Origin of the sequence: Aeromonas sp. V90_14 (assembly GCF_029967615.1) — a bacterium.
Taxonomy (GTDB): Bacteria; Pseudomonadota; Gammaproteobacteria; order Enterobacterales; family Aeromonadaceae; genus Aeromonas; species Aeromonas hydrophila.
This window is the reverse complement of sequence record NZ_JASCAS010000048.1, coordinates 59,521-82,640: the sequence shown is the minus strand read 5'-3', so window position 1 is coordinate 82,640 and position 23,120 is coordinate 59,521. Positions and strand designations below refer to the sequence as shown.

Here is a 23,120-nt window from a genome sequence, read left to right as displayed (position 1 = left end):
GGCCTTTGGCCCCTTTTTGTTTGGCTTGGTAAGCATCTCCACTCACTAGCAACCCTTAGTTGGTACGGAACAGCGCTTCGATGGAGAGCCCCTGCCCCAGCAGGATCTCCCGCAAGCGGCGCAGCCCTTCTACCTGGATCTGGCGAACCCGCTCGCGGGTCAGCCCAATCTCAGCCCCCACGTCTTCCAGAGTCGCCGGCTCATAGCCAAGCAGACCGAAGCGACGGGCCAGCACCTCGCGCTGTTTGGGGTTCAGCTCCTCCAGCCAGTGCACTATGCTGGCGCGCATGTCGTCATCCTGGGACTCCAGCTCAGGCCCCATGCCGCGCTCGTCGGAGAGCACATCCAGCAGCGCCTTGTCGCGATCGCCACCGATAGGGGTATCGACCGAGGTGATCTTCTCGTTGAGCTTGAGCATGCGATTCACATCGTCTACCGAGCGATCCAGCGCGAAAGCGATATCTTCCGCCGTCGGTTCATGATCGAGCCGATGGGAGAGTTCGCGGGCGGTGCGCAGATAGACGTTCAGTTCCTTGACCACATGAATGGGCAGACGGATGGTACGGGTCTGATTCATGATGGCCCGCTCTATGGTCTGGCGGATCCACCAGGTGGCATAGGTAGAGAAACGGAAGCCACGCTCGGGATCGAATTTCTCGACTGCGCGGATGAGGCCGAGGTTGCCCTCTTCGATGAGATCGAGCAGCACCAGGCCACGGTTGTTGTAGCGACGGGCGATCTTGACCACCAGTCGCAAATTGGACTCGATCATGCGCTTGCGGGCGGCTTTGTCACCTCGCAAGGCACGACGGGCGTAATAGACTTCTTCTTCGGCGGTGAGCAGCGGGGAGAAGCCAATCTCCCCGAGATAGAGCTGGGTGGCGTCCATCACCTTGTTCAGTTCAGGTGCCATCAGTTCATCGGAAATCGTCTCTTCGGCCTCGGCCGCGACTTCCTGAACCTCTTCCTCTTCGTGGGTCTCCAGCTCTTCGTCGAACTCTAACTCTGCATCCTGCATAACCAGTTGTTCTTGGCTCATGGCGTGTCTCCCTGACCGGCACCAGAGTAAGACTTAACTCTCTGGGTCTAACGCTTTGGCAAATGGCTCATCGGGTTAATCGACTTGCCTCTGTACCGGATTTCAAAGTGCAATCGCACATCCGGCGCGTCCGTGCTACCCATGTTGGCAATGACTGATCCGCCTTTGACGCTGTCCCCTTCCTTCACTCGCAACTCGTCGTTGTGGGCGTAAGCAGAAAGGTAGTCATCATCATGTTTGAGAATGATCAGCTTGCCATAACCCCTCAGTGCGCTACCGGCATAGACGACCTTGCCGCCGCTCGCCGCATAGATGGGTTGCCCCTTCTGACCGGCGATATCTATGCCCTTGTTACCCTGTTCTGCAACAGAGAAACCTTCGACGATCCGGCCCTTGGTCGGCCAGTGCCAAGATAGCTTGCTGTAGGAATTGTCTGATTTTTGTTCTTTTACCTGAGCGTATTCTTTTGAAGATGGCTGAGCAATCGTTTTCTGTTTGATAAATGGAGTGGTCGTACCTGAGGTCGCTGGCGCCAGGGGTTTGGGGCCGGAACTCTGGGTCACCACCGGGCGAGTCGCCGCCACCATCTGGCCACTGCCGCTGCTGGCGGACTGCACATTCAGCACCTGCCCGACCTGCAGGGCGTAGGGTGCCTGCAGATTGTTGCTTTGTGCCAGAGTCTGATTCGACATGCCAAACTGGCGGCCAATGCTGCTCAGCGTATCCCCAGGACGAACCTGATAGGTACCGGCACTGCGCGCAACGGCCATGGTGCTGCCGGAGGCATCGAGCCGGATCTGTTGACCCGGATAGATGTTGTAGGGGGGGCTGATGCCGTTGAGACTGGCCAGCGAGGGCACGTCATTGCCCGAATTGAAGGCGATGGAGTAGAGGGTGTCCCCTTTTTTCACCGTGTAGCTGTTGCCCTGAATGGCGGGCTGGGCCGCCATCTGGCGAGCCGGAATGGTAGAGACGAGACCATCATTGCCCAATCCTTGTACCGGAGCAGCAGTCTTACTGGAAGAGCAAGCGAGCAGCAGCCATGACAACACGACGACACTGCTTCCTTGCCAAACACGCGAACGCATAGTGGATCCTTTAACGACTAAACCAGAAATAGGCCACAACGGCCAAACCAATACAGAGCCAACCCAGCACATCCACATAGTGCATCAGCTTGCGCTCCATCTTCTCGCCACCCCAGCGCATCAGGCCTGCCACCAGGAAAAAGCGCATGCCACGCCCGATCAGCGAGGTCACGATGAAGGGCAGCAGTGCCATTTGCAACAGGCCGGCCGTCACGGTAAACACCTTGTAGGGGATCGGCGTGAAACTGGCAATAAAAATCACCCAGATGCCCCACTGCTCGAACCATTGCCGGGCCAGGGCAATCTTGTCTTCATAACCCACCGAGACCACCAGCGGCTGGACCACCGGCTCCCACAGGGCATAACCGAGCAGATAGCCGAACAGCGCGCCCAGCACGGAGAACAGGGTCGCCAGTGCGGCGTAGTGCCAGGCCTTGTGCGGTCTGGCCAGCGCCATGGGGGCCAGCATTACGTCCACCGGAATGGGCCAGAACACCGACTCGATGAAGGCGGTGATCGCCAGATACCAGGGGGCATACTTGTGGCGTGCCCACTGCATCACCAGCACATAGAGGCGGGAAAACAACTTCACTCGACATCTCCGTCAATCAGGGGGACGAAACGGACCGGCTCCAGGATCCGGCTGGTCAGCTGGGAGCCAGACCGCTCGATCAGCTGCAGGGTCTGCTGGCTGTCCCCCACCGGCAACACGAGCCGGCCACCGTCGGCCAGCTGATCGGTAAGGGCCGTCGGTACCTCGCTGGCGGCAGCCGTCACCAGAATGGCGTCGAAGGGGCCCTTGTTGGGCCAGCCCAGCCAGCCATTGCCGTGCTTGGCGGAGACATTGTGCAGATCGAGCTGACGCAGCCGGCGCCGGGCCTGGAACTGCAGCGACTTGATCCGCTCCACCGTGTAGACGTGTTCCACCAGATGAGCCAGCACCGCCGTCTGGTAACCCGAACCAGTGCCGATCTCCAGCACATGGGCCGGATCGTTCTGGATCAGCAGTTCGGTCATCCGCGCCACCATGTAGGGCTGCGAGATGGTCTGACCGTGGCCGATGGGCAACGCCGTATTGTCCCAGGCCTTGTGGGCCATGGCTTCATCCACGAACAGCTGGCGCGGCACCTTGGCAATCGCCGCGAGTACGCGGAAATCGCGAATGTCCTGCGCGATCAGCTGGTTTAACAGGCGCTGTACTATCACACCTTCATCCCTGCAGGTCCAACCAAGCCCCCAGCCCCGCCAGACTGCTGTAGGCAGTCATATCGATGGTCAGGGGGGTGATCGAGACGTAGCCCTGCTCGATGGCGGCAAAATCCGTGCCTTCGCCCGCATCTTGCTGGCTGCCGGGCGGGCCAATCCAATAGATGGGCTGGCCACGGGGATCCTCGCTGCATATGACCGACTCCGCCCGGTGGCGGTTGCCAAGGCGCGTCACCCTGATCCCCTTGATCTGGTCGAGGGGCAGGTCCGGCACATTGACGTTGAGGATCTGATCGGCGGGCAGCGGGTGCACCATCATGCCCCTCACCAGCTGGGCGGCGTAGTGGGCCGCCGTGGCGAAATGGGTCTTGCCTACCAGCGAGATGGCCAGCGAGGGGAAGCCGAGGTGGCGTCCCTCGGTTGCCGCCGCCACCGTGCCCGAGTAGATGACGTCATCCCCCAGATTGGCGCCGTGGTTGATGCCGGCCACCACCATGTCGGGCTCCGGGCGCACCAGCTCGTTGACCGCCAGGTGCACGCAGTCGGTCGGCGTTCCCTTCACCGCATGATATCCGGTTTCGGCGATGCGGGTGACCCGCAGCGGCACTTCCAGCGTCAGGGAATGACTCGCCCCGCTGCGATTGCGATCCGGCGCCACCACGATGACCTCGCCACAGGCAGCCAGCGCCTCGCTGAGGGCTCTTATACCCTCCGCATGCACACCGTCATCATTACTGACCAGAATTCTCATCGGACTGATTCCTGAAACCATGATCGGCCTCTTCGGCCTGCATTAACTCGCGCACCACGCTGGTGGCAAACGCCCCGGCCGGCAGGAAGAACGACAGGGTCAACACGGCCCCTTCCAGCTGCCAGCTCATCGCTTGCGGCTTGAGCAGCAGCGGGCGGCGGTCCTGGTCCAGCCCGGCTTTTTCCAGGCCGTCACACCAATCGTGATAGGGGGCCAGCACGCTCTGCTCGAACTCGGCGGCGGCACCCTGGCTGGCCAACCGGCCACGGCCCCACTGGGGCGCGGTGAGCTGCACGTCGCCGGAGGCCAGACGCGCCTCCAGCTCAGGGGTCACGCCCTCTTCGCTGAAGATGGAGTGGCTGCCCTTGAGCATCACACAGTCGCCGGCCAGCAGCTGATGGGCCAGTCCCTGCTCGATGCGGGCACTGACGATGGCATTGAACAGCATGCTGCGGGCAGCGGAGAGATAGAGGGAGCGCTTGTTGCGATCCTTGATCCGCTTGCCGGCGAACATCGCCTTGGCCGCCTCCAGGTTGTTGCCGCCACGGCCAAAACGCTGCTCGCCGTAATAGTTGGGCACCCCCTGCTCCGCGATGGCCTGCAGGCGGGATTCCAGACCGTCGGCCTGCTCCAGCCCGGTGAGGCGCAGGATGAAGTGGTTGCCCTTGAGATAGCCGACCCGCAGCTTCTTGTTGTGGCGCTTCACCTGCAGGATCTGGATGCTGTCGCTCTCGATCACGGAGAGATCAGGTTCCGCCTTGCCCGGCAGATGAACGCCGAACCACTGTTCGGTCACCGCGTGGCGATCTTTCAGCCCGGCCCAGGTCACCGCATTGCGGTTGACCCCGGCCGCATCGGCCAGCAGACCAGCCACCCAGGCGGTATTCTCTCCGGTTTTACGCACCCGGACGAAGATGTGCTCCCCCTCGCCGCAGGGTTCAAACCCGAGATCTTCATTGACCACGAAATCGGCGGCTTGCGCCTTGAGGATGCCACGGGCAGTCGGCGCCCCGTGCAGATAGGCAAGTTGTTCCAGCATTATTGTTTCACCAGTAAGACGACGGCTTCGGTGGCGATCCCTTCCTTGCGTCCCGTGAATCCCAGCTGTTCGGTGGTGGTCGCCTTGACGTTCACCCGGTTCAAATCACATTGCAGATCCGCGGCCAGCACGGCGCACATGGCCTCGATATGCGGTGCCATCTTGGGCGCCTGGGCAATGATGGTCACATCCAGGTTGCCGATGGCATAGCCCGACTGCTGCACCCGGGCAAACACGTCCCGCAGCAGGATGCGGCTGTCGATCCCCTTGAACTCGGCCGCGGTATCGGGAAAGTGACGGCCGATATCGCCGGCCCCGATAGCGCCGAGCAGCGCATCGCTCACCGCGTGCAGCACCACGTCACCATCGGAGTGCGCCAGCAGGCCCTGCTCATACGGCACCGCCACCCCGCCCAGCATGCAGGGGCCAACCCCACCAAACTTGTGTACATCAAAACCATGTCCAATCCGGATCATGCCAGCTCCTCTGTGGGTGAATCGGGTTGCGCCGGCTGGCGCGCGTTCTGTTGCTGCAAATAGAGCCCCGCCAGAGAGAGATCCTCCGGCCGGGTCACCTTGATATTGTCGGCTCGTCCTTCCACCATCCGCACCGTGAAACCGGCGCGCTCCATGGCGGAGGCCTCGTCGGTGATGGTAGCCCCCAGCGCCAGCCCCTCTTCCAATGCCCGCAGCAGAGGACGGGTGGGAAACATCTGGGGGGTCAGGGCATGCCAGAGCTGCTCGCGATCGACGGTGGCAAGGATGTTGCCCGCCCCGTCTGAGCGCTTCATGGTGTCACGCACCCGGCTGCCGAGGATGGCGCCATCACAGGCCATGGCGGTGGCAATCAGGGCATCGAGATCACCGTGGGTCAGACAGGGGCGGGCGGCGTCGTGCACCAGTACCCACTCCCCTGCGGCCACATGCAACGCATTGAGCACGGAAAAGGCCCGCTCGGCGCCCCCTTCCACTCGCAGGATCCTCGGATCGGCGGCCACGGCCAGGGTGTCGAACCAACGGTCATGGGGAGCCAGTGCCACGATCACCTGAGCGATGGCTGGGTGGGAGAGCAGCCGGGTCAGGGTATGTTCCAGAATGGTTCGACCCGCCAGCTGCAGATACTGTTTGGGGCACTCGGCCCCCATTCGGCTGCCGATGCCCGCGGCCGGGACGATGGCGGTCAGCCCGGGGCGGAGATCAGTCATCGTAGGCTGCGTCTCCGGAGCTGGAACCCTTGTCTTTGTCCTTGGGGATGATCCGATAGAAGGTCTCGCCCTGCTTGATGTAGCCAAGATCGTTGCGCGACAGCTCCTCGATGGCTTCCAGGCCCGAGGTCAGATCGTCGATCTCGCGATAAATCAGGTTGTTGCGATCCTTGAGTACCAGATTGTCCTGCTGCTGCCGGGTGATGGCATCGGACAGCTCATGATAGTCAGACAGGCCGTTCTTCCCCAGCCAGAGGTCATATTGAAGCCCCCCCAACAGGAGAAGCAGGATAAGAGTGAGTAGCCGCATGCACTGAGTCTCCTTCAAGCGGCCTAGTTTCCCATATTCGCAGGCAAGACAAAAGAAAGCCTGTGCCCCGGATGGGTTGGGCCGGAATAAAAAATGCAGAAACCCGCCGCGGCGGCAGCAGAAACGAAAAAGCCCCGCCGATTGGCGGGGCTTTGCAAAGCGTGGAAGCAGGCGAAAATTAAGCCTGGTTCTTCACTTCTTTCAGACCACGGAACGGAGCCTTGGCACCCAGCGCCTCTTCGATACGGATCAGCTGGTTGTACTTGGCAACACGGTCAGAACGGCTCATGGAACCGGTCTTGATCTGGCCAGCAGCGGTACCAACGGCCAGGTCGGCGATGGTAGCGTCTTCGGTCTCACCGGAGCGGTGGGAGATGACGGCAGTGTAGCCAGCGTCTTTGGCCATCTTGATGGCAGCCAGAGTTTCGGTCAGGGAACCGATCTGGTTGAACTTGATCAGGATGGAGTTGGCGATGCCGTTGTCGATGCCGCGCTTCAGGATCTTGGTGTTGGTTACGAACAGGTCGTCACCCACGATCTGGATTTTCTTGCCCAGTTCAGCAGTCTGGTAAGCGAAACCGTCCCAGTCAGATTCGTCCAGGCCATCTTCGATGGAGACGATCGGGAACTTGGTGGTCAGGTCAGCCAGGAAGTCGGAGAAACCGTTGGAGGTGAAGACACGACCCTCGCCTTTCAGGTTGTACTCTTTCTTCTCTGCGTCGTAGAACTCGGAAGCAGCGCAGTCCATGGCCAGGGTGATGTCGGTGCCCAGTTTGTAACCGGCAGCGGCAACGGCTTCGGCGATCACTTCCAGCGCTTCGGCGTTGGATTTCAGGTTCGGAGCAAAACCACCTTCGTCACCAACGGCAGTGTTGTAGCCCTTGGACTTCAGCACTTTGGCCAGGTTGTGGAACACTTCAGCGCCCATGCGGACAGCTTCTTTCAGAGTCTTGGCGCCAACCGGCTGGATCATGAACTCCTGGATGTCGACGTTGTTGTCGGCGTGCTCACCACCGTTGATGATGTTCATCATCGGCAGCGGCATGGAGTAGACACCCGGGGTGCCGTTCAGCTCGGCGATGTGGGCGTACAGCGGCATGCCTTTGGCAGCAGCGGCAGCTTTGGCGTTGGCCAGGGAAACAGCCAGGATGGCGTTGGCGCCGAACTTGGATTTGTTCTCGGTACCGTCGAGGTCGATCATGATCTGGTCGACAGTGGCCTGGTCCTTGGCATCTTTACCCAGCAGAGCTTGAGCGATCGGGCCGTTTACGGCTTCGAGGGCTTTCAGCACGCCTTTACCCAGGAAACGGCTCTTGTCGCCGTCACGCAGTTCCAGCGCTTCGCGGGAACCGGTGGACGCGCCAGACGGAGCGGCTGCCATACCAACAAAACCACCTTCCAGGTGAACTTCGGCCTCAACGGTCGGGTTACCACGGGAGTCGATGATTTCACGACCGATCACTTTAACGATCTTGGACATGTGTATTTCCTCAGGTTTCGTAAAAAAACAACAAAAATATGCCAAAAAAAGCGGCTGCGGCACAGGGCCCCAACCGCATTTATTTTCAATTACTTCAGATTACGCTTCTGATACTCGCCTGCCGCCTTCACAAAACCGGCGAACAGGGCGTGGCCATCACGGGGAGTCGAGGTGAACTCCGGGTGGAACTGCGCGGCCACGAACCAAGGGTGATCCGGGATCTCGATAATTTCCACCAACTTCTTGTCAGCGGAGAGACCGGTCACTTTCAGGCCTGCTGCTTCAATCTGCGGCAGCAACTTGTTGTTCACTTCATAACGGTGACGGTGGCGCTCGTAAATGGTCGGGTTGCCGTACATCTGGCGCACCTTGGAACCTTCGACCAGGTGGCAGAGCTGGGAACCCAGACGCATGGTACCGCCCAGATCGGACTTCTCGGTACGAGTCTCGACGTTGCCTTCGTCATCCACCCACTCGGTGATGAGACCCACCACCGGATAGGCACAATCCTTCTTGAACTCGGAAGAGTGAGCCCCTTCCATGCCCGCCACGTTGCGGGCGAATTCGATCATGGCAACCTGCATGCCGAGGCAGATACCCAGGTAGGGGATCTTGTTCTCGCGAGCATACTGGGCCGCCTGAATTTTGCCTTCCACGCCGCGCTCACCGAAGCCACCCGGTACCAGGATCGCGTCCAGACCTTCCAGCAGCTCGGCGCCACGGGTCTCGATGTCCTGGGAATCGATGTACTTGATGTTGACGGACAGACGGGTCTTCAGGCCACCGTGCTTGAGCGCCTCGTTGACGGACTTGTAGGCATCCGGCAGGGAGACGTACTTGCCGACCATGCCGATGGTCACTTCTGCAGTCGGGTTGGCCTCTTCATAGATGACCTGTTCCCACTCGGCCAGATCGGCCTCCTTGCACTCCAAACCGAAACGCTCGGTGAAATAGGAGTCCAGATTCTGGGACTTGAGCAGTGCCGGGATCTTGTAGATGGAGTCGACGTCTTTCATGGAGATGACGGCGCGCTCCGGCACGTTGCAGAACAGGGCGATCTTGGCGCGCTCAACGGCCGGAATGGCACGGTCGGAGCGGCAGATCAGCACGTCTGGCTGGATACCGATGGAGAGCAGCTCTTTGACGGAGTGCTGGGTCGGCTTGGTCTTCACTTCACCGGCAGCAGCCAGGTAAGGAACCAGCGTCAGGTGCATGAACATGGCATTGTTGCGACCCACTTCGGCAGCCAGCTGACGAATGGCCTCGAGGAACGGAAGGGACTCGATATCGCCCACGGTACCGCCCACTTCGACGATGGCAACCTGATGGCCTTCGGCACCGGCAATCACCCGCTCCTTGATGGCGTTGGTGATGTGCGGGATCACCTGAATGGTAGCGCCCAGATAGTCACCACGGCGCTCTTTGCGCAGCACGTCGGCATAGATGCGGCCGGTGGTAAAGTTGTTGCGGCGGGTCATCTTGGTGCGGATGAAACGCTCGTAGTGGCCCAAGTCCAGATCGGTCTCGGCCCCGTCCTCGGTTACGAACACTTCACCGTGCTGGGTCGGGCTCATGGTGCCCGGATCCACGTTGATATAGGGGTCCAGTTTCATGATGGTCACATCCAGACCACGGGCTTCCAGAATGGCTGCCAGAGAAGCTGCGGCAATGCCTTTGCCGAGGGATGAAACAACGCCACCAGTTACAAAAATATATTTTGTCGTCATGCTGAACCTGAAAGAAGTTTAGGGAATTTTAAGGGGTGCTTCGGGGATGAAGCAGGACGGGGAAACAGTATACCAAAACCCCCTCTCCCAAACAATGAACAAAAATCTATCAGGCTCCCGGCGCCCCCATCTTGCGCCAAATCAACTTTGTTCGGTTTCCTTGGCCCTGTCCCAGGCGGCATCGAGCTTTTCCAGCGAACAGTCGCTCACTTTCAGCCCTTCTGCGGCGATAAACTGCTCAACCTGACGAAACCGGCGTTCGAACTTGGCGTTGGCGCCCCGCAATACCTGCTCCGGATCCTTGCCCAGATGGCGCACCAGATTGACGGTGGCGAACAAGAGATCGCCGAGCTCATCGCTCACCCGTTCTTCGTCCACGTCGGCCATCAGCGCCTCTTCCATCACCTCGTCGATCTCCTCGTGGATCTTGTCCACCACCGGGCCAAGCGTCTTCCAATCGAAACCGACAGTGGCACAGCGCTTCTGGATCTTGGCGGCGCGGGTCAGGGCTGGCAGCGAGAGCGGGATGTCGTCGAGCACGCTCTCCTTGTCGAGCGCGGCCCGCTCCTTGGCCTTTTCTGCCTCCCAGTTCACCTTCACCGCCTGCTCGTCGCCAAGGTCGGCATCGGAGAAAACATGGGGATGGCGGCGAACGAGCTTCTCGCTCACCGTATCGACGATATCGGCGAAATCGAACAGCCCCTGTTCCTTGCCGAGCTGCGCGTAGAACACTACCTGAAACAGCAGATCGCCCAGTTCACCCTTTAATCCGTTCCAATCCTGGGTTTCGATGGCATCGACCACCTCGTAGGCCTCCTCCAGGGTGTGCGGTACTATGGTCTGGAAGCTCTGCTTCAGATCCCAGGGGCAACCCCCGTTCGGGTCGCGCAATCTGGCCATGATGTCGAGCAGCTGAGGCAGGTCGTAACGTTGGGACATGGGATATTCGCTTCTTGATTCGGAAAACAGTGACCGACCTGGCGGTCGGTCACGAGTGGGTTGTTGACGACAATCAGAGGCGCTTGGCGCTGATCACGTCGTTGAGCTGACTGAGCTTGGCCAACGCCCGGTTGAAGGCGTTGATGTTGTAAATCTCCAGCTCCATGTCGATCTCGGCGGTCTGCTCGCGCACGTTGGAGCGCGAACGCACCCCCATGACGTTGATCTTCTCGTTGGCCAGCACGGTGGTGATGTCGCGCAGCAGGCCGGAGCGGTCATTGGAGAGGATGCGGATGGTGAGGCCGTAGCCACCGGAGTAGTTCTCCCCCCATACCGCATCGATCAGCCGCTCCGGGTTGCGACGGGAGAGCTCTTTGAGCTGCTCGCAATCCTCGCGGTGGATGGACACCCCACGACCCATGGTGATGAAACCCTGGATGCCGTCCCCCGGAATGGGCTGGCAGCAACGGGCGATGTGGGTCATCAGGTTGCCGACCCCTTCCACCACTATGTGATCCTTGGGCTTGGGCCGGAACGGCACGTTGGCCTTCTGCTCCAGCTTCTCCAGCAGGCGGCGATCTTCCTCTTCCGCCGTCGGCTTGTTGTAGCGGGTGTCCAGGTAGTTCAGCAACTGGTTGATGCGGATGTCGCCGCTGCCGATGCCGGCCAGCAGATCTTCCAGCTCGTCGGCATGGAAGCGCTCCAGCACCACCTTGTCCACCTTGGAGAGGGTCAGGTTGTGCCTGTCGAGCTCCTTCTCCAGCAGCTCCTTGCCGGCGGCGATGTTCTTGTCCCGATCCAGCTTTCTGAACCAGGTGGCCACCTTGGCCCGCGCCCGGCTGGAGCGCAGGAAGCCGGAGTTGGGGTTCATCCAGTCGCGGCTCGGGTTCGGCTCCTTCTGGGTGATCACCTCCACCTGATCGCCGGTCTGCAGCGCATAGGTGAACGGCACGATGCGGCCGTCGATCTTGGCGCCGATGCAGCGGTGACCGATCATGCTGTGCACGTGATAGGCAAAATCGAGCGGGGTGGCGCCCGCCGGCAGGTCGATGACATCCCCTTTCGGGGTGAAGACGTAGACCCTGTCCTCGAACACCTGACTGCGCAGATCTTCGAGCAGGGAGCCACTCTCGGAGAGATCCTCCTGCCAGGCGAGCAGCTTGCGCAGCCACTCGATCTTGTCTTCGAAGGTGTTGGCCTTGCCACCAGCCTGAGCCCCTTCCTTGTAGCGCCAGTGCGCCGCCACGCCGAGTTCGGCATCCTGGTGCATCTGGTCGGTACGGATCTGGATCTCCACCGTCTTGCCCTCGGGCCCCACCACGACTGTGTGGATGGACTGGTAGCCGTTGGGTTTGGGGTTGGCGACGTAGTCGTCAAACTCGCGGGGAATATGATGGAAGTGGGTGTGAACGATGCCGAGCGCCGCATAGCAATCCTGCAGCCGCTTGGTCACCACCCGCACCGCCCGCACGTCGAACAGTTCGTTGAATTCGAGGTGCTTCTTCTGCATCTTGCGCCAGATGCTGTAGATGTGTTTCGGCCGGCCGTAGACCTCGGCCTCGACCCCCGCCTCTTTCAGGGCATCGCGCAGAGACTGCACGAACTCGCGGATGTAGCGCTCCCGATCGAGCCGCTTCTCGTCGAGCTGTTTGGCGATCTGCTTGTAGGTATCCGGGTGCAGATAGCGGAAGGCGAGATCCTCGAGCTCCCACTTGAGCTGACCGATGCCGAGCCGGTTGGCCAGCGGCGCATAGATGTTGGTGATCTCCTGGGCCATCAACACCCGGGTCTCTTCATCCGCCTTCTTCGCTTCCCGCAGGCAGGCGATCCGCTCCGCCAGCTTGATCACCACGGCGCGCACATCCTCGACCATGGCGAGCAGCATGCGGCGCACGTTGTCGACCTGTTCCGGCGAGGTTTCGCTGCGGTGCAGGGTCTGCAGGGAGCGGATGGCCTCCATCTCCAGCACCCCTTCCACCAGCTTGGCGATCTTGGGGCCGAAGTCCTCGTCCATCCGCTCCTGGCTGATGAGACCGGCTTCGACGAAGGGGTAGATGATGGCGGCCTTGAGGGTGCCGAGATCCATGCTGAGCATCAGCAGGATACCCACCATCTCGACCCCGCGGACCAGCAGGCGGTTGGTGAGCGCTTCGTCACCGAGCGTCAGACAGTACTGGTAGACGGTTCGCAGCTGATCCTTGTCACTGTCACTCAGGGTGAGCGAGCTGACCCACTCCTCCAGGGTGAAGTTGTCTTTCAAATGAATATCGCGAACCGCAACCATGGTATCAATCCTTTAAATTATTGGGCCGAAGGCTGTCGCCCCCTCCCCCTCATGAGAATGCCTCAAATGGGGATATGCGGAGATGTTTTCAAGGCATATTGTCAAGAAAGACAATAGAGTTCTCCGCCAGCCCCTGCCGATTTACGAGGGTCTAGATTACCCCAATCATGGCCGCCCAGACAGCGTTATGGACCGGGCAGACGCCACCCAACCTGGCGAGCCGACGCCCCTTTGGCCATAGCGTTTCATCTGCCCCGCAGCGCCCGTTACTTGCGCTCGAACAGCGCCATGGACTCCAGATGGCCGGTGTGGGGGAACATGTCGAGCATGCCGAGGCGCACCAGCCGGTAGCCCCCTTTCACCAGCACCTGGCTGTCGCGCGCCAGGGTGACCGGATTACAGGAAACGTAGACCACCCGTCTGGGTGAAAGTTTCACGACATGCTCCATCACCTCGAACGCACCGGGACGGGCCGGATCCAGCAGCACCAGATCGAAGCCCTCCCGTGCCCAGGACATGCCGGCGATGTCGCCGCTCAAGTCCGCCTTGTAGAAACGGGCATTGTTGATGCCGTTGCGACGGGCGTTCTCTTCGGCGCGCGCCACCATGGCCAGCTCCCCTTCCACCCCCACTACTTCGCGGGCCTGACGGGCCAGCGGCAGGGTGAAGTTGCCGATACCGCAGAACAGATCGAGCACCTTGTCATCCTTGCCCGCCTCCAGCCAGGAGAGCGCCTGCTCCACCATGCGCTGGTTGACCGGCGCATTGACCTGAATGAAGTCACCGGGTGCGAATGCAAGAGACAGGCCATCCAGCGAATAGGAGGGGGCAAACTGCTGGTGCAGCGGCTCAATCTGCTCGTCGGCCGCCTGCAGATAGAGGTCGATCCCCTGCGTCTTGGCAAACTCGATCAGCTGCGCCCGATCCGCCTCGGTCGGCCGACCGGTATGGCGCAGCAGCATCAGGATCCCCTGCTCGGCCTGGATAAGCTCCGCATGGCCCAGCTCGCGCTGGCTCTTGAGGCGGTTGAGGCACTCGCGCAGCGGGCTGATCAGCACGGAGAGCGGCTCGGCCAGCACCGGGCAACCGCCGATCTCCACCAGATCGTTCGACTGGCGACGACGAAAGCCCACCCGGGTGCAGCGGCCGTTCTTGTCGAACTTGATGGCCAGCCGGCAGACCCGGCGATAGGCGCGGGACTCTCCGCCCAGCACGGGCTCGAGCGCCGGAGGCTGGATGTTGCCGAGCCGCTTGAACAGGCTGACCAGTCCGGCCTCCTTGGCGGCGCGCTGATCCCCTTCGGCCAGGTGCTGGGCACTGCAGCCGCCGCACTCGCGGTAGTGGCTGCAGAAGGGGGCGATGCGATTGGCCGCCGGGGTCACCACCTGTTGCAGGGCGGCGTGGGCATACTGCTTCTTGTCTTCGAGGATGCGGGCCTTGACCTGCTCACCGGGCAGCGCCCCTTCGATGAAGATCGCCTTGCCCTGGTGGCGGCCGATCCCGACGCAGTGGTGATCCAGGCTGTCTACCGTAAATTCAATGCGTTGGGGCTGGGTGGATTTCTTTTGGGGCTTGAAAAACTGGGCCATAAAACTTGGTGCCTATAGGTGGCTATGTCATGATTGTGGAATCTGCAGCAGGCTATTGTCCCACAAGAATAATAGTATGACCAAATACGGCCTGTGGGCCCGCTCCCGCTCGTTTACGCCATTGCCAACCCTGCTCATCGGGGGACCATCCGCATGACCAAATACGGCCTTCGGGCGCGTGTGCTGGCCTTTACCATCTTGCCGACCCTGATCATCGGCGGCCTGATGGCCGGCTATTTCACTTTCCACCGCTATCAGCAGCTGGAAAACAACCTCATCGATCAGGGCATCAACATCATAGAGCCGCTGGCCATCGCCAGCGAATACGGGATGACCCAGCACAGCCGCGAGTCGCTCAAGCGGCTGATCGGCCTCACTCACCGCAAGAACTCGCCGCTCATCAAGTCCATCGCCGTCTTTACCCAGGACAACCAGCTGTTCGTGACGTCCAACTACCACAGGGACTTCACCCGGCTGCGGCTGCCGGACGGCAGCCAGATCCCCGAGCTCACCAGCGTCACCCTCTATGGCGACGACATCATACTGCGCACCCCGATCCAGGCCGAGACCAGCATGGACGGCTTCCCGCTGCCGAGCGACGTGGAGCCGCCGATGATCGGCTACATCTCCATGCAGATGACCACCGACCGGGCCATGATCCTGCAATACCGCGACACCTTCTTCGCGGTGATCATGGTGCTCATCGGCATCGCCTTCAGTACTCTGTTCGGCTTCAGACTGGTCAAGAGCGTGACCCAGCCCATCACCGACATGGTGCAGGCGGTGCACAAGATCAGGGAGGGGCGGCTCGATACCCGGGTCAGCGGTCAGCTCACCGGCGAGCTGGACATGCTGAAAAACGGCATCAACGCCATGGCCAAGGCGCTCTCGGAATACCACGAGGAGATGCAGCAGAACATCGATCAGGCCACCTCCGACCTGCGCGAGACGCTGGAGCAGATCGAGATCCAGAACGTCGAGCTCGACATGGCCAAGAAGCGGGCGCAGGAGGCGGCGCGGGTCAAGTCGGAGTTCCTCGCCAACATGTCCCACGAGCTGCGCACCCCGCTCAACGGGGTCATCGGCTTTACCCGCCAGCTGCTCAAGACCAGCCTGACTCCGAGCCAGACCGACTACATGCAGACCATCGAGAAGTCGGCTCGCAACCTGCTCGGCATCATCAACGACATCCTCGACTTCTCCAAACTGGAGGCGGGCAAGCTGCAGCTGGAGCACATCCCGTTCAGCCTGCGCGACACCCTCAACGAGACCATGCACCTGCTCGGCCCCAGCGCCCACGACAAGCAGCTGGAGCTCTCCCTGCAGGTGGATGCCGAGGTGCCGGACTACCTCACCGGCGACCCCATGCGCCTGCAGCAGGTACTGACCAACCTCACCGGCAACGCCATCAAGTTCACCGAACACGGCAACGTGGATGTGCGCATCGAACAGATCGGCAGTGCCAGCGGCAGCAAGGTGCGGCTCAACGTACTGATCCGCGACACCGGCATCGGCATCTCGGAAGAGCAGCAACGCCAGCTGTTCCAGGCCTTCAACCAGGCCGACTCCTCCATCTCCCGCCGCTATGGCGGCACCGGCCTGGGCCTCGTCATCACCCAGAAACTGGTGCAGCAGATGGGTGGCCAGATCCGGTTCGAATCGGAGCTCGGCAAGGGATCTGTCTTCTCCTTCAGCCTGGATCTGGAGGTCTCTCCCCTGCCCCAGACCGACAAGCTGCCGCTGGATCGCATCCAGGGCAAGCGGGTCTGGCTGCTGGAGCCGGATCCCTTCAGCCACTCGGCCCTCTGCGCCCTGCTGGCGGAGTGGCAGCTGGAGGTGCAATCCCTCGCCAGCGACGCCCCCTGGCCCGAAATGAGCAGCCAGGACATGGTGATCATCGGCAGCGGCACCCAGCACAGCCCGCAGCAGGTGGTGGCGCGCCTCGACGGGCTGGATCGCCAGCAGAACACCATAGTGCTGCTCAGCAGCCACGAGCCTTCGCTCTACGAGGCCATGCTGGCCCACGGCGCCCAGCACTGCCTCTCCAAACCCATCAACCATCGCAAGCTGCTGCATGCCCTGCTCTCCCCCGAGGCGGTCCGCAGCGCTCCGCTGCCGGCCCCCTCCCCGCGCAGCGTGCAGGAGATCAAGGTGCTGGCGGTGGACGACAACGCCGCCAACCTCAAGCTCATTGCCGCCATGCTCAAGGAGATGGTGAGCCAGGTGGTGGTGTGCAAGAACGGCAAGGAGGCGGTCAGACTGGCCCAGAGCCAGCCGTTCGACATCATCTTCATGGATATCCAGATGCCGATCATGGACGGCATCAGCGCCACCCAGGCGATTCGCAGCCAGTCGCTCAACACCGAGACGCCCATCGTCGCGGTCACCGCCCATGCCATTCCCGGCGAGCGGGAGCGGCTGATCCGCCAGGGCATGGACGACTACTTGGCCAAGCCCATCGACGAGGCCATGCTGGCCAAGCTCATCACCGACTTCGCCCATCGTCGCCACCAGAATCACGCCAGCCAGCAGATCGACTGGGCGCTGGCGGTGCGCCAGGCGGCGGGCAAGCTGGATCTCGCCAAAGAGATGCTGACCATGCTGATGGCCAGTTTCGACGAGGTGGATCCGGTGCTGGAGGCGGCGCTTGCCGGCCAGGTGGAGGATAGCGAGGTGCTGGCCCAGCTCCATCGCCTCAATGGCGGCTGCGCCTATTCCGGCGTCCCCGGCCTGCAACGGCTGCTCTCCCAGCTGGAGCAGCAGCTGCGCGACGGGGTGCCGGTGGCCGAACTCGAGCCCGAGCTGCTGGAGCTGCAGGATGCGATGGAGCAGGTACGCCAGGAGGCACCACGCTATCTATCCTGAACCGGGCAACCCGCTTTTTCTGACGCGGGCCCCGCCAGATGGTAAAGTTGCGCCGTTTCCACAGGAGTCGACATGACCAACAACGATATTTTGCGCCGCCTGCGCTACGCCCTCAGCATCAGCAACGACCAGATGGTCGACATGTTTGCCAAGGGCAACCTGACCGTCACCCATGCCCAGCTGCACGGCTGGCTGATCAAAGAGGCGGAGGAAGGGGAAGAGCAGGAAGCGGGCTTTGCCGCCTGTCCGGATTCGGCCCTGAGCCAGTTCCTCGACGGCTTCATCCTGGTGCGCCGCGGTGCACGGGAAGATGCGCCGGCCCAGGTGATCCCGAACCGGATCAACAACAACATGATCCTGCGCAAGCTGCGCATCGGCCTCAACTTCAAGGAAGAGGACATGCTGGGCACCCTCAAGCTGGCCCACTTCAACCTCTCCAAGTCCGAGCTGAGCGCCCTGTTCCGTTCACGGGACCACAAGCACTATCAGGATTGCGGGGATCAGATCCTGCGCAACTTCCTCATCGGTCTCACCGCCAAGTATCGCGGCTGAACCATGGGCCGGCGTCTGCACTCACCGTCATCCCGCCAGCAGGCGGCCGGTGGGTGGCGCCGGCCATGGCAACTGGGTATTCACCTCCCGGGCACCCGTCGCCACGGGTTTGCGCTCTGCCTCGCCCTGCTGCTCTGCGCCTGCCAGCCCGCCCCCTATCGGCTCAACAACGACTATCAGAGCGCCAGCCAGAACGAGCGCATCGCCTTTCTGATCCTGCACTACACGGATGAAGACGATGGCCACTCCCTGCGCCTGCTGACCGAGCCGGCCCATCAGGTGAGCGCCCACTACCTGATCCCGCGTGATACCGATGAGCGGCCGCTGCCGGTCTACCAGCTGGTGCCCGACGGCCAGCGCGCCTGGCATGCCGGGCGCAGTCGCTGGCATCAATATGCGGGGCTCAACGCCAGCTCGCTCGGCATCGAGATCGTCAACCTCGGCTATCCGCCGGAAGATGAGCTGCTACCCGCCCACCAGCGTCGCTGGCAGCCCTACACCCAGGCACAAATTGCCGCCCTCGGTGCCCTCACCCGCAAGCTGGTCGAGCGCTACCAGATCCCCCCCACCCAGGTGCTGGCCCACAGCGATGTCGCCCCCGAGCGCAAGCAGGATCCCGGCCCCCACTTCCCCTGGCGCGAGCTGGCCCTGCACTACGGGGTGGGAGCCTGGCCCGACGAAACCCGGCTGGCCGAATTGCGCCAGCAGCCGGCGCCGGCCTGGGATGCCCTCGGCTGGCAGCAACGGCTGGCCCGCTACGGCTACGGCATCGCCCCGAGCGGCAACTGGGACGAGCAGAGCCGCGCCGCCATGCGCGCCTTCCAGCTCCACTTTCGGTCCGCCCTGGTCAGCGGTGAAGCGGATGCCGAGAGCCAGGCCATCCTCACTGCCCTGCTCGAGCGTTACTTTCCCGAGCAACGCTGACCTTTGCCCCCGACCACGAAAGAGGGACGCCGCGGCGTCCCTCTTTCGCATTCTCCATCGAGTGCCGACTCAGGCCTCCACCAGCAGCACCTCTATCCCGGCCTGACGCAGACCGGCCAGAGTCTCGGCCGCGATGGCGTCGTCGGTGATCAGGGTGTGGATGCGCCGGGTATCGATGATCTTGTGCAGGCTCAGCCGGCCAAACTTGCTGGAGTCGGTCACGACGATGATCCGCTCGGCCACGTGGCACATGCAGCGGTTGAGCCTGGCCTCGTCTTCATGATGGGTGCTGACGCCGCGCTCCAGATCGATGCCATCCACCCCGAGAAACAGCAGATCGAAGTGATAGTTCTGCAAGGAGAGATCCGCCTGGGCGCCGTAGAAGGAGAGCGACTTGCGGCGCAGGTGGCCGCCCGTCATCAGCAGTTCCACCCCTTCCGCCTCCAGCAGGGCATTCGCCACGTTCATGCCGTTGGTCATCACCACTATCTCCTGGTGATCGCGCAGGTGGCGTGCCACCTCCAGGGTGGTGGTGCCCGAGTCGAGAATGAGGCGGCAACCGGGCTGCACCAGGCTCGCCGCCATGGCGCCGATGCGCTGTTTGACCGGGGTGTTGAGCACGCTCTTGTCGGCGATGGTGCGTTCGGCCACCGGCTGGCCGGATTCACACAACAGGGCGCCGCCGTAAGCGCGCACCGCCACCCCCTGTTTCTCCAGAAATGCCAGATCGTTGCGGATGGTGACGGTGGAGACCTGATAGTGGCCGGCCAGCTCGTTGACCTGAACGCTGCCATTGCTGCGCAGCTGCTGAATGATGCGCTCCCGTCGCTCGCTGGTGCCGAGCACGCTCTTTTCGGTGATTTGCATAGTCTCTCTGCCGGAGTCCTGTGGTGAAAGTAGAGCTTTCACTTCGTTACGTTTCCCTATTAACACTCAGCCTCGATGGCAAATCAAGCTTTCATTGAATTGAAAAGTGCCGTCAGACGCCCTAAAACAGCCACAACACTTTCGATTCATTTCTTTTTGTGATCTTGCTCAAGATGTGAACACGCTTTTATTTCGTTTCGAACGCCGTACGCCTAGGGTAAAGAAAGATATCGAAAGCAAAGCATCTTGTTCAGGCCAAGAGGAAGAGGGAAATGAAATCAATGCTGGATCTGGTCGCACAACACAAGCAGGGGGAGCAGGTCGGGATCTACGCCGTCTGCTCCGCCCATCCGCTGGTACTGGAGGCGGCCCTGCGACTGGCGGCGCAAGGGGATCAGCTGCTGCTGGTCGAGGCCACCTCCAATCAGGTGGATCAATTTGGCGGCTACACCGGCATGACGCCGGCCGATTTTCGCGACCTGCTGCACCGGCTCGCCGCCGAGTGCGACTTTCCCGTGCAGCGGCTGGTACTGGGTGGGGATCACCTCGGCCCCAACCGCTGGCAGAGCGAGCCCACCGCACAGGCCATGGCCCACGCCGAGGATCTCATCGCCAGCTATGTCGCGGCTGGCTTCAAGAAGATCCACCTCGACTGCAGCATGTCCTGCCAGGGGGATCCGGTGCCGCTGACCGACGAGCTGGTGGCGGTGCGTGCCGCCCGGCTGGCAAACGTGGCCGAGCAGACCGCCATCCGGCAGTTTGGCCACAGCGACCTGATCTATGTGATTGGCACCGAAGTGCCGGTACCGGGCGGCGCCCACGAAGAGCTGGCCGAGCTGGCTGTCACCACGCCGGAGGCGGCGCGCCATACCCTGGCCGCCCACCAGCAGGCCTTCGAGCAGGCCGGACTGGCCCAGCTCTGGCCGCGGGTGATCGGTCTGGTGGTGCAGCCCGGCGTGGAGTTCGACCACACCCACGTCATCGACTACCGTCCCGAGCGGGCTGCCCCCTTGAGCCGGATGATCGAGGCCTATCCCCATCTGGTGTTCGAGGCCCACTCCACCGATTACCAGACCCCGGACGCCTACCGCCAGCTGGTCCGCGATCACTTCGCCATCCTCAAGGTCGGCCCCGCCCTCACCTTTGCCCTGCGCGAGGCGCTGTTTGCCCTTGCCGCCATTGAGGAGGAGCTGGTAGTGGCCAAGGCCTGCTCGGGCCTGCGCCAGGTACTGGAAGAGACCATGCTGGATCGCCCCGACTTCTGGCGCAGCCACTATCAGGGCAGCCCCAACGAGTGCCGGCTGGCCCGCGGCTACAGCTACTCCGATCGCATTCGCTACTACTGGCCCGACAGCCGGGTCGATGACTGTTACGCCCGGCTGCTGGCCAACCTGGCCGCCGAACCCATTCCCCTGCCACTGCTCAGCCAGCACCTGCCGCTGCAATACCGCAAGGTGCGCCAGGGCACGCTGTCGCCCCGGGTTCACGACCTCATTCTCGATCAGGTGCAGGAGGTGCTGCGCCAATACGCGGCGGCCTGCAGCGCCGTCCCCGCCAGCCACTCCCGGCTGACCCCGGTTGTATAAGGAGTTGTAGAGATGATCCTTGGTTATCCAGAAGAGACGCTGCGGTCGGCCAACGGCCTGGCCACCGCCCGTGAAATTCGCCAGCAACCCGCCACCTGGCGGGAGACCCTCACCATGGTGGAGGAGTGCCGCGCCACCATAGAGCGCTTCCTGCTGCCCCTGCTGTCGCGGGGCAACCTGCGGGTGATCCTGACCGGAGCCGGCACCTCTGCCTTTGCCGGCCGCGCCCTCGCCCCCTATCTCAGTGCCCGCCTCAACGGCCGCTTCGAGGCGATCGCCACCACCGACATCGTCACCGATCCGGGCGAATACCTGGCACAGGACTGCCCGACCCTGCTCATCTCCTTCGCCCGCTCCGGCAACAGCCCGGAGAGCGTGGCGGCAGTGGAGCTGGCCAGCCAGCTGCTGAGCGAGTGCCACCACCTGGTGCTGACCTGCAACGGTGAGGGGGAACTCTATCGCCGCTGTCAGAAGGATGCCCGCTCCCTGGCGCTGCTGATGCCGCCCCAGACCCACGACCGCAGCTTCGCCATGACCAGCAGCCTGACCAGCATGATGCTGAGCTGCCTGGCGGTATTCCTGCCGCGCCAGTTCAACCCGATCGCCAGCCAGCCGCTCATCGCGCTGGGGGACGCCATCCTGCCCCAGGCCGAACTGAAGGTGCCCGAGTGGGATCGGCCGTTGCCGGAGCGGGTCATCTACCTTGGCAGTGGCAGCCTGCAGGGGGTGGCCCAGGAGGCAGCCCTCAAGCTACTGGAGCTCACCGCCGGCCAGGTGATGGCCATGCACGACTCCCCCACCGGCTTTCGCCACGGGCCCAAGTCGGCCATCAATCGGCAGACCCTGATCGTGCTGCTGGTGTCCAACGATCCCTATACCCGCCAGTACGACCTGGACCTGCTCGGCGAGCTGCGCCAGGACGGCCATGCCGCCCGGGTGGTCGCCCTGGCCGACCGGCCGGATCCGCTCATCAGCGCCGGCGAACACATCTATCTGCCCATCCCCCTCAACGGTGACGACGCCGAGCTGGCGCTCTGCTACCTGCTCTACGCCCAGTACTACGCCTTCCACACCGCGCTGGTGCTGGGCATCACCCCGGACAACCCCTGCCCGAGCGGGCGGGTCAACCGGGTCGTGCAGGGGGTCAACATCTATCCGTTCAACCAGCAAGGAGGCGTCTGATGCCGAACATAGTGCTGAGCCGTATCGACGAGCGCCTGATCCACGGTCAGGTCGGCGTGCAATGGGTCGGCTTCGCCGGCGCCAATCTGGTGCTGGTGGCCAATGACGAAGTCGCAGAGGACCCCATCCAGCAGAACCTGATGGAGATGGTGCTGGCAGAGGGCATCGCAGTGCGCTTCTGGCCGCTGCAGAAGGTGATCGACAACATCGGCAAGGCCGCCGATCGCCAGAAGATCCTGCTGGTGTGCAAGAGTCCGGCGGACTTTCGCACCCTGGTGGAGGGCGGGGTGCCCATCCCCCGCATCAACGTCGGCAACATGCACTACGCCGACGGCAAGCGTCAGATCCACAAGACGGTATCGGTGGACGAGTCGGACATAGCGGCGTTTCGCGCCCTGCAGGACGCCCACGTCACCTGCTTTGTCCAGGGGGTGCCGACCGAACCGGCACAGGACATTTTCAACCTCATCTGATTAAGGACAATTGTG

Annotated in this window: 21 protein-coding genes; 6 read left to right on the top strand and 15 right to left on the bottom strand. The window is 62.2% G+C overall.

All coding sequences use genetic code 11. From position 1 onward, the window contains the following. Window positions 1-55 precede the first annotated feature (55 nt). From rpoS to rlmD, 14 genes are all read right to left on the bottom strand, one after another. On the bottom strand, window positions 56-1,039 hold the full coding sequence (gene rpoS, locus QLG02_RS21065; RefSeq protein WP_011704778.1) for an RNA polymerase sigma factor RpoS: 984 nt from the start codon (window positions 1,037-1,039) through the stop codon (window positions 56-58). Window positions 1,040-1,086: 47 nt separating this feature from the next. Continuing rightward, window positions 1,087-2,127, bottom strand: a complete 1,041-nt coding sequence (locus QLG02_RS21060; RefSeq protein ID WP_026080441.1) for a peptidoglycan DD-metalloendopeptidase family protein — start codon at window positions 2,125-2,127, stop codon at window positions 1,087-1,089. 10 nt (window positions 2,128-2,137) lie between these two features. Continuing rightward, window positions 2,138-2,719, bottom strand: coding sequence for a YqaA family protein (locus QLG02_RS21055; RefSeq protein WP_016349540.1), 582 nt, complete (start codon window positions 2,717-2,719; stop codon window positions 2,138-2,140). Continuing rightward, entirely contained in the window at window positions 2,716-3,333 is a 618-nt protein-coding gene (locus QLG02_RS21050) for a protein-L-isoaspartate(D-aspartate) O-methyltransferase (RefSeq protein ID WP_011704775.1), read from the bottom strand. Before QLG02_RS21050 ends, QLG02_RS21055 begins: the two co-directional genes overlap by 4 nt. Before the next feature lie 4 nt (window positions 3,334-3,337). After that, window positions 3,338-4,084: a 5'/3'-nucleotidase SurE gene (surE, locus tag QLG02_RS21045; protein ID WP_029305164.1), complete on the bottom strand. Its 747-nt coding sequence runs from the start codon at window positions 4,082-4,084 to the stop codon at window positions 3,338-3,340. Further along, the gene (gene truD / locus QLG02_RS21040; RefSeq protein WP_282466045.1) at window positions 4,065-5,123 is read right to left on the bottom strand and encodes a tRNA pseudouridine(13) synthase TruD; all 1,059 of its coding nucleotides are present in this window, start codon (window positions 5,121-5,123) and stop codon (window positions 4,065-4,067) included. Before truD ends, surE begins: the two co-directional genes overlap by 20 nt. Then, entirely contained in the window at window positions 5,123-5,599 is a 477-nt protein-coding gene (gene ispF, locus QLG02_RS21035; protein ID WP_016349536.1) for a 2-C-methyl-D-erythritol 2,4-cyclodiphosphate synthase, read from the bottom strand. The genes truD and ispF overlap by 1 nt, the downstream gene beginning before the upstream one ends. Continuing rightward, entirely contained in the window at window positions 5,596-6,327 is a 732-nt protein-coding gene (gene ispD / locus QLG02_RS21030) for a 2-C-methyl-D-erythritol 4-phosphate cytidylyltransferase (RefSeq protein ID WP_024946177.1), read from the bottom strand. The genes ispF and ispD overlap by 4 nt, the downstream gene beginning before the upstream one ends. Next, window positions 6,320-6,637, bottom strand: coding sequence for a cell division protein FtsB (gene ftsB / locus QLG02_RS21025; RefSeq protein WP_011704770.1), 318 nt, complete (start codon window positions 6,635-6,637; stop codon window positions 6,320-6,322). Before ftsB ends, ispD begins: the two co-directional genes overlap by 8 nt. A 178-nt stretch (window positions 6,638-6,815) precedes the next feature. Further along, window positions 6,816-8,117 (bottom strand): phosphopyruvate hydratase, encoded by a 1,302-nt coding sequence (gene eno, locus QLG02_RS21020; RefSeq protein ID WP_011704769.1) that lies wholly within the window; start codon window positions 8,115-8,117, stop codon window positions 6,816-6,818. Window positions 8,118-8,206: 89 nt separating this feature from the next. After that, a complete protein-coding gene (pyrG, locus tag QLG02_RS21015) occupies window positions 8,207-9,844 on the bottom strand; it encodes a glutamine hydrolyzing CTP synthase (protein WP_139390935.1) in 1,638 nt (545 codons plus the stop codon). Window positions 9,845-9,985: 141 nt separating this feature from the next. Further along, window positions 9,986-10,783, bottom strand: a complete 798-nt coding sequence (gene mazG, locus QLG02_RS21010; protein WP_252411302.1) for a nucleoside triphosphate pyrophosphohydrolase — start codon at window positions 10,781-10,783, stop codon at window positions 9,986-9,988. A 73-nt stretch (window positions 10,784-10,856) separates the two neighbouring features. After that, entirely contained in the window at window positions 10,857-13,067 is a 2,211-nt protein-coding gene (gene relA / locus QLG02_RS21005) for a GTP diphosphokinase (protein ID WP_016349532.1), read from the bottom strand. A gap of 266 nt (window positions 13,068-13,333) precedes the next feature. Beyond that, window positions 13,334-14,656: a 23S rRNA (uracil(1939)-C(5))-methyltransferase RlmD gene (rlmD, locus tag QLG02_RS21000; RefSeq protein ID WP_270828269.1), complete on the bottom strand. Its 1,323-nt coding sequence runs from the start codon at window positions 14,654-14,656 to the stop codon at window positions 13,334-13,336. Window positions 14,657-14,809: 153 nt separating this feature from the next. Here rlmD and barA point away from each other — a divergent pair, with 153 nt between their 5' ends. From barA to QLG02_RS20985, 3 genes are all read left to right on the top strand, one after another. Beyond that, window positions 14,810-17,521, top strand: coding sequence for a two-component sensor histidine kinase BarA (gene barA, locus QLG02_RS20995; protein WP_029302388.1), 2,712 nt, complete (start codon window positions 14,810-14,812; stop codon window positions 17,519-17,521). A 72-nt stretch (window positions 17,522-17,593) separates the two neighbouring features. After that, window positions 17,594-18,073, top strand: coding sequence for a DUF1456 family protein (locus tag QLG02_RS20990; protein WP_011704763.1), 480 nt, complete (start codon window positions 17,594-17,596; stop codon window positions 18,071-18,073). A 3-nt stretch (window positions 18,074-18,076) separates the two neighbouring features. Continuing rightward, a complete protein-coding gene (locus tag QLG02_RS20985; RefSeq protein ID WP_282466044.1) occupies window positions 18,077-18,997 on the top strand; it encodes an N-acetylmuramoyl-L-alanine amidase in 921 nt (306 codons plus the stop codon). A gap of 69 nt (window positions 18,998-19,066) precedes the next feature. On the opposite strand, the gene QLG02_RS20980 is transcribed toward QLG02_RS20985, so the two are convergent. Then, entirely contained in the window at window positions 19,067-19,864 is a 798-nt protein-coding gene (locus QLG02_RS20980) for a DeoR family transcriptional regulator (RefSeq protein WP_005309410.1), read from the bottom strand. A 272-nt stretch (window positions 19,865-20,136) separates the two neighbouring features. Here QLG02_RS20980 and kbaZ point away from each other — a divergent pair, with 272 nt between their 5' ends. Genes kbaZ through agaV form a run of 3 tightly spaced genes read left to right on the top strand, consistent with a single transcriptional unit; the run spans window position 20,137 to window position 23,105 of the window. After that, on the top strand, window positions 20,137-21,450 hold the full coding sequence (gene kbaZ, locus QLG02_RS20975) for a tagatose-bisphosphate aldolase subunit KbaZ (RefSeq protein ID WP_282466043.1): 1,314 nt from the start codon (window positions 20,137-20,139) through the stop codon (window positions 21,448-21,450). Window positions 21,451-21,462: 12 nt separating this feature from the next. Beyond that, window positions 21,463-22,632 (top strand): SIS domain-containing protein, encoded by a 1,170-nt coding sequence (locus QLG02_RS20970; protein WP_201889459.1) that lies wholly within the window; start codon window positions 21,463-21,465, stop codon window positions 22,630-22,632. Then, complete coding sequence (gene agaV / locus QLG02_RS20965; RefSeq protein ID WP_043160451.1) at window positions 22,632-23,105, top strand: PTS N-acetylgalactosamine transporter subunit IIB; 474 nt, start codon at window positions 22,632-22,634, stop codon at window positions 23,103-23,105. Before QLG02_RS20970 ends, agaV begins: the two co-directional genes overlap by 1 nt. Window positions 23,106-23,120 lie beyond the last annotated feature (15 nt).

Excerpts from the sequence above, each read along its gene's own strand:
- rpoS (WP_011704778.1), bottom strand. The coding sequence starts at position 1,039 with ATGAGCCAAGAACAACTGGTTATGCAGGATGCAGAGTTAGAGTTCGAC.
- QLG02_RS21060 (WP_026080441.1), bottom strand. The coding sequence starts at position 2,127 with ATGCGTTCGCGTGTTTGGCAAGGAAGCAGTGTCGTCGTGTTGTCATGG.
- surE (WP_029305164.1), bottom strand. The coding sequence starts at position 4,084 with ATGAGAATTCTGGTCAGTAATGATGACGGTGTGCATGCGGAGGGTATA.
- truD (WP_282466045.1), bottom strand. The coding sequence starts at position 5,123 with ATGCTGGAACAACTTGCCTATCTGCACGGGGCGCCGACTGCCCGTGGC.
- ispF (WP_016349536.1), bottom strand. The coding sequence starts at position 5,599 with ATGATCCGGATTGGACATGGTTTTGATGTACACAAGTTTGGTGGGGTT.
- ispD (WP_024946177.1), bottom strand. The coding sequence starts at position 6,327 with ATGACTGATCTCCGCCCCGGGCTGACCGCCATCGTCCCGGCCGCGGGC.
- ftsB (WP_011704770.1), bottom strand. The coding sequence starts at position 6,637 with ATGCGGCTACTCACTCTTATCCTGCTTCTCCTGTTGGGGGGGCTTCAA.
- eno (WP_011704769.1), bottom strand. The coding sequence starts at position 8,117 with ATGTCCAAGATCGTTAAAGTGATCGGTCGTGAAATCATCGACTCCCGT.
- pyrG (WP_139390935.1), bottom strand. The coding sequence starts at position 9,844 with ATGACGACAAAATATATTTTTGTAACTGGTGGCGTTGTTTCATCCCTC.
- mazG (WP_252411302.1), bottom strand. The coding sequence starts at position 10,783 with ATGTCCCAACGTTACGACCTGCCTCAGCTGCTCGACATCATGGCCAGA.
- relA (WP_016349532.1), bottom strand. The coding sequence starts at position 13,067 with ATGGTTGCGGTTCGCGATATTCATTTGAAAGACAACTTCACCCTGGAG.
- rlmD (WP_270828269.1), bottom strand. The coding sequence starts at position 14,656 with ATGGCCCAGTTTTTCAAGCCCCAAAAGAAATCCACCCAGCCCCAACGC.
- barA (WP_029302388.1), top strand. The coding sequence starts at position 14,810 with ATGACCAAATACGGCCTTCGGGCGCGTGTGCTGGCCTTTACCATCTTG.
- QLG02_RS20990 (WP_011704763.1), top strand. The coding sequence starts at position 17,594 with ATGACCAACAACGATATTTTGCGCCGCCTGCGCTACGCCCTCAGCATC.
- QLG02_RS20985 (WP_282466044.1), top strand. The coding sequence starts at position 18,077 with ATGGGCCGGCGTCTGCACTCACCGTCATCCCGCCAGCAGGCGGCCGGT.
- QLG02_RS20980 (WP_005309410.1), bottom strand. The coding sequence starts at position 19,864 with ATGCAAATCACCGAAAAGAGCGTGCTCGGCACCAGCGAGCGACGGGAG.
- kbaZ (WP_282466043.1), top strand. The coding sequence starts at position 20,137 with ATGAAATCAATGCTGGATCTGGTCGCACAACACAAGCAGGGGGAGCAG.
- QLG02_RS20970 (WP_201889459.1), top strand. The coding sequence starts at position 21,463 with ATGATCCTTGGTTATCCAGAAGAGACGCTGCGGTCGGCCAACGGCCTG.
- agaV (WP_043160451.1), top strand. The coding sequence starts at position 22,632 with ATGCCGAACATAGTGCTGAGCCGTATCGACGAGCGCCTGATCCACGGT.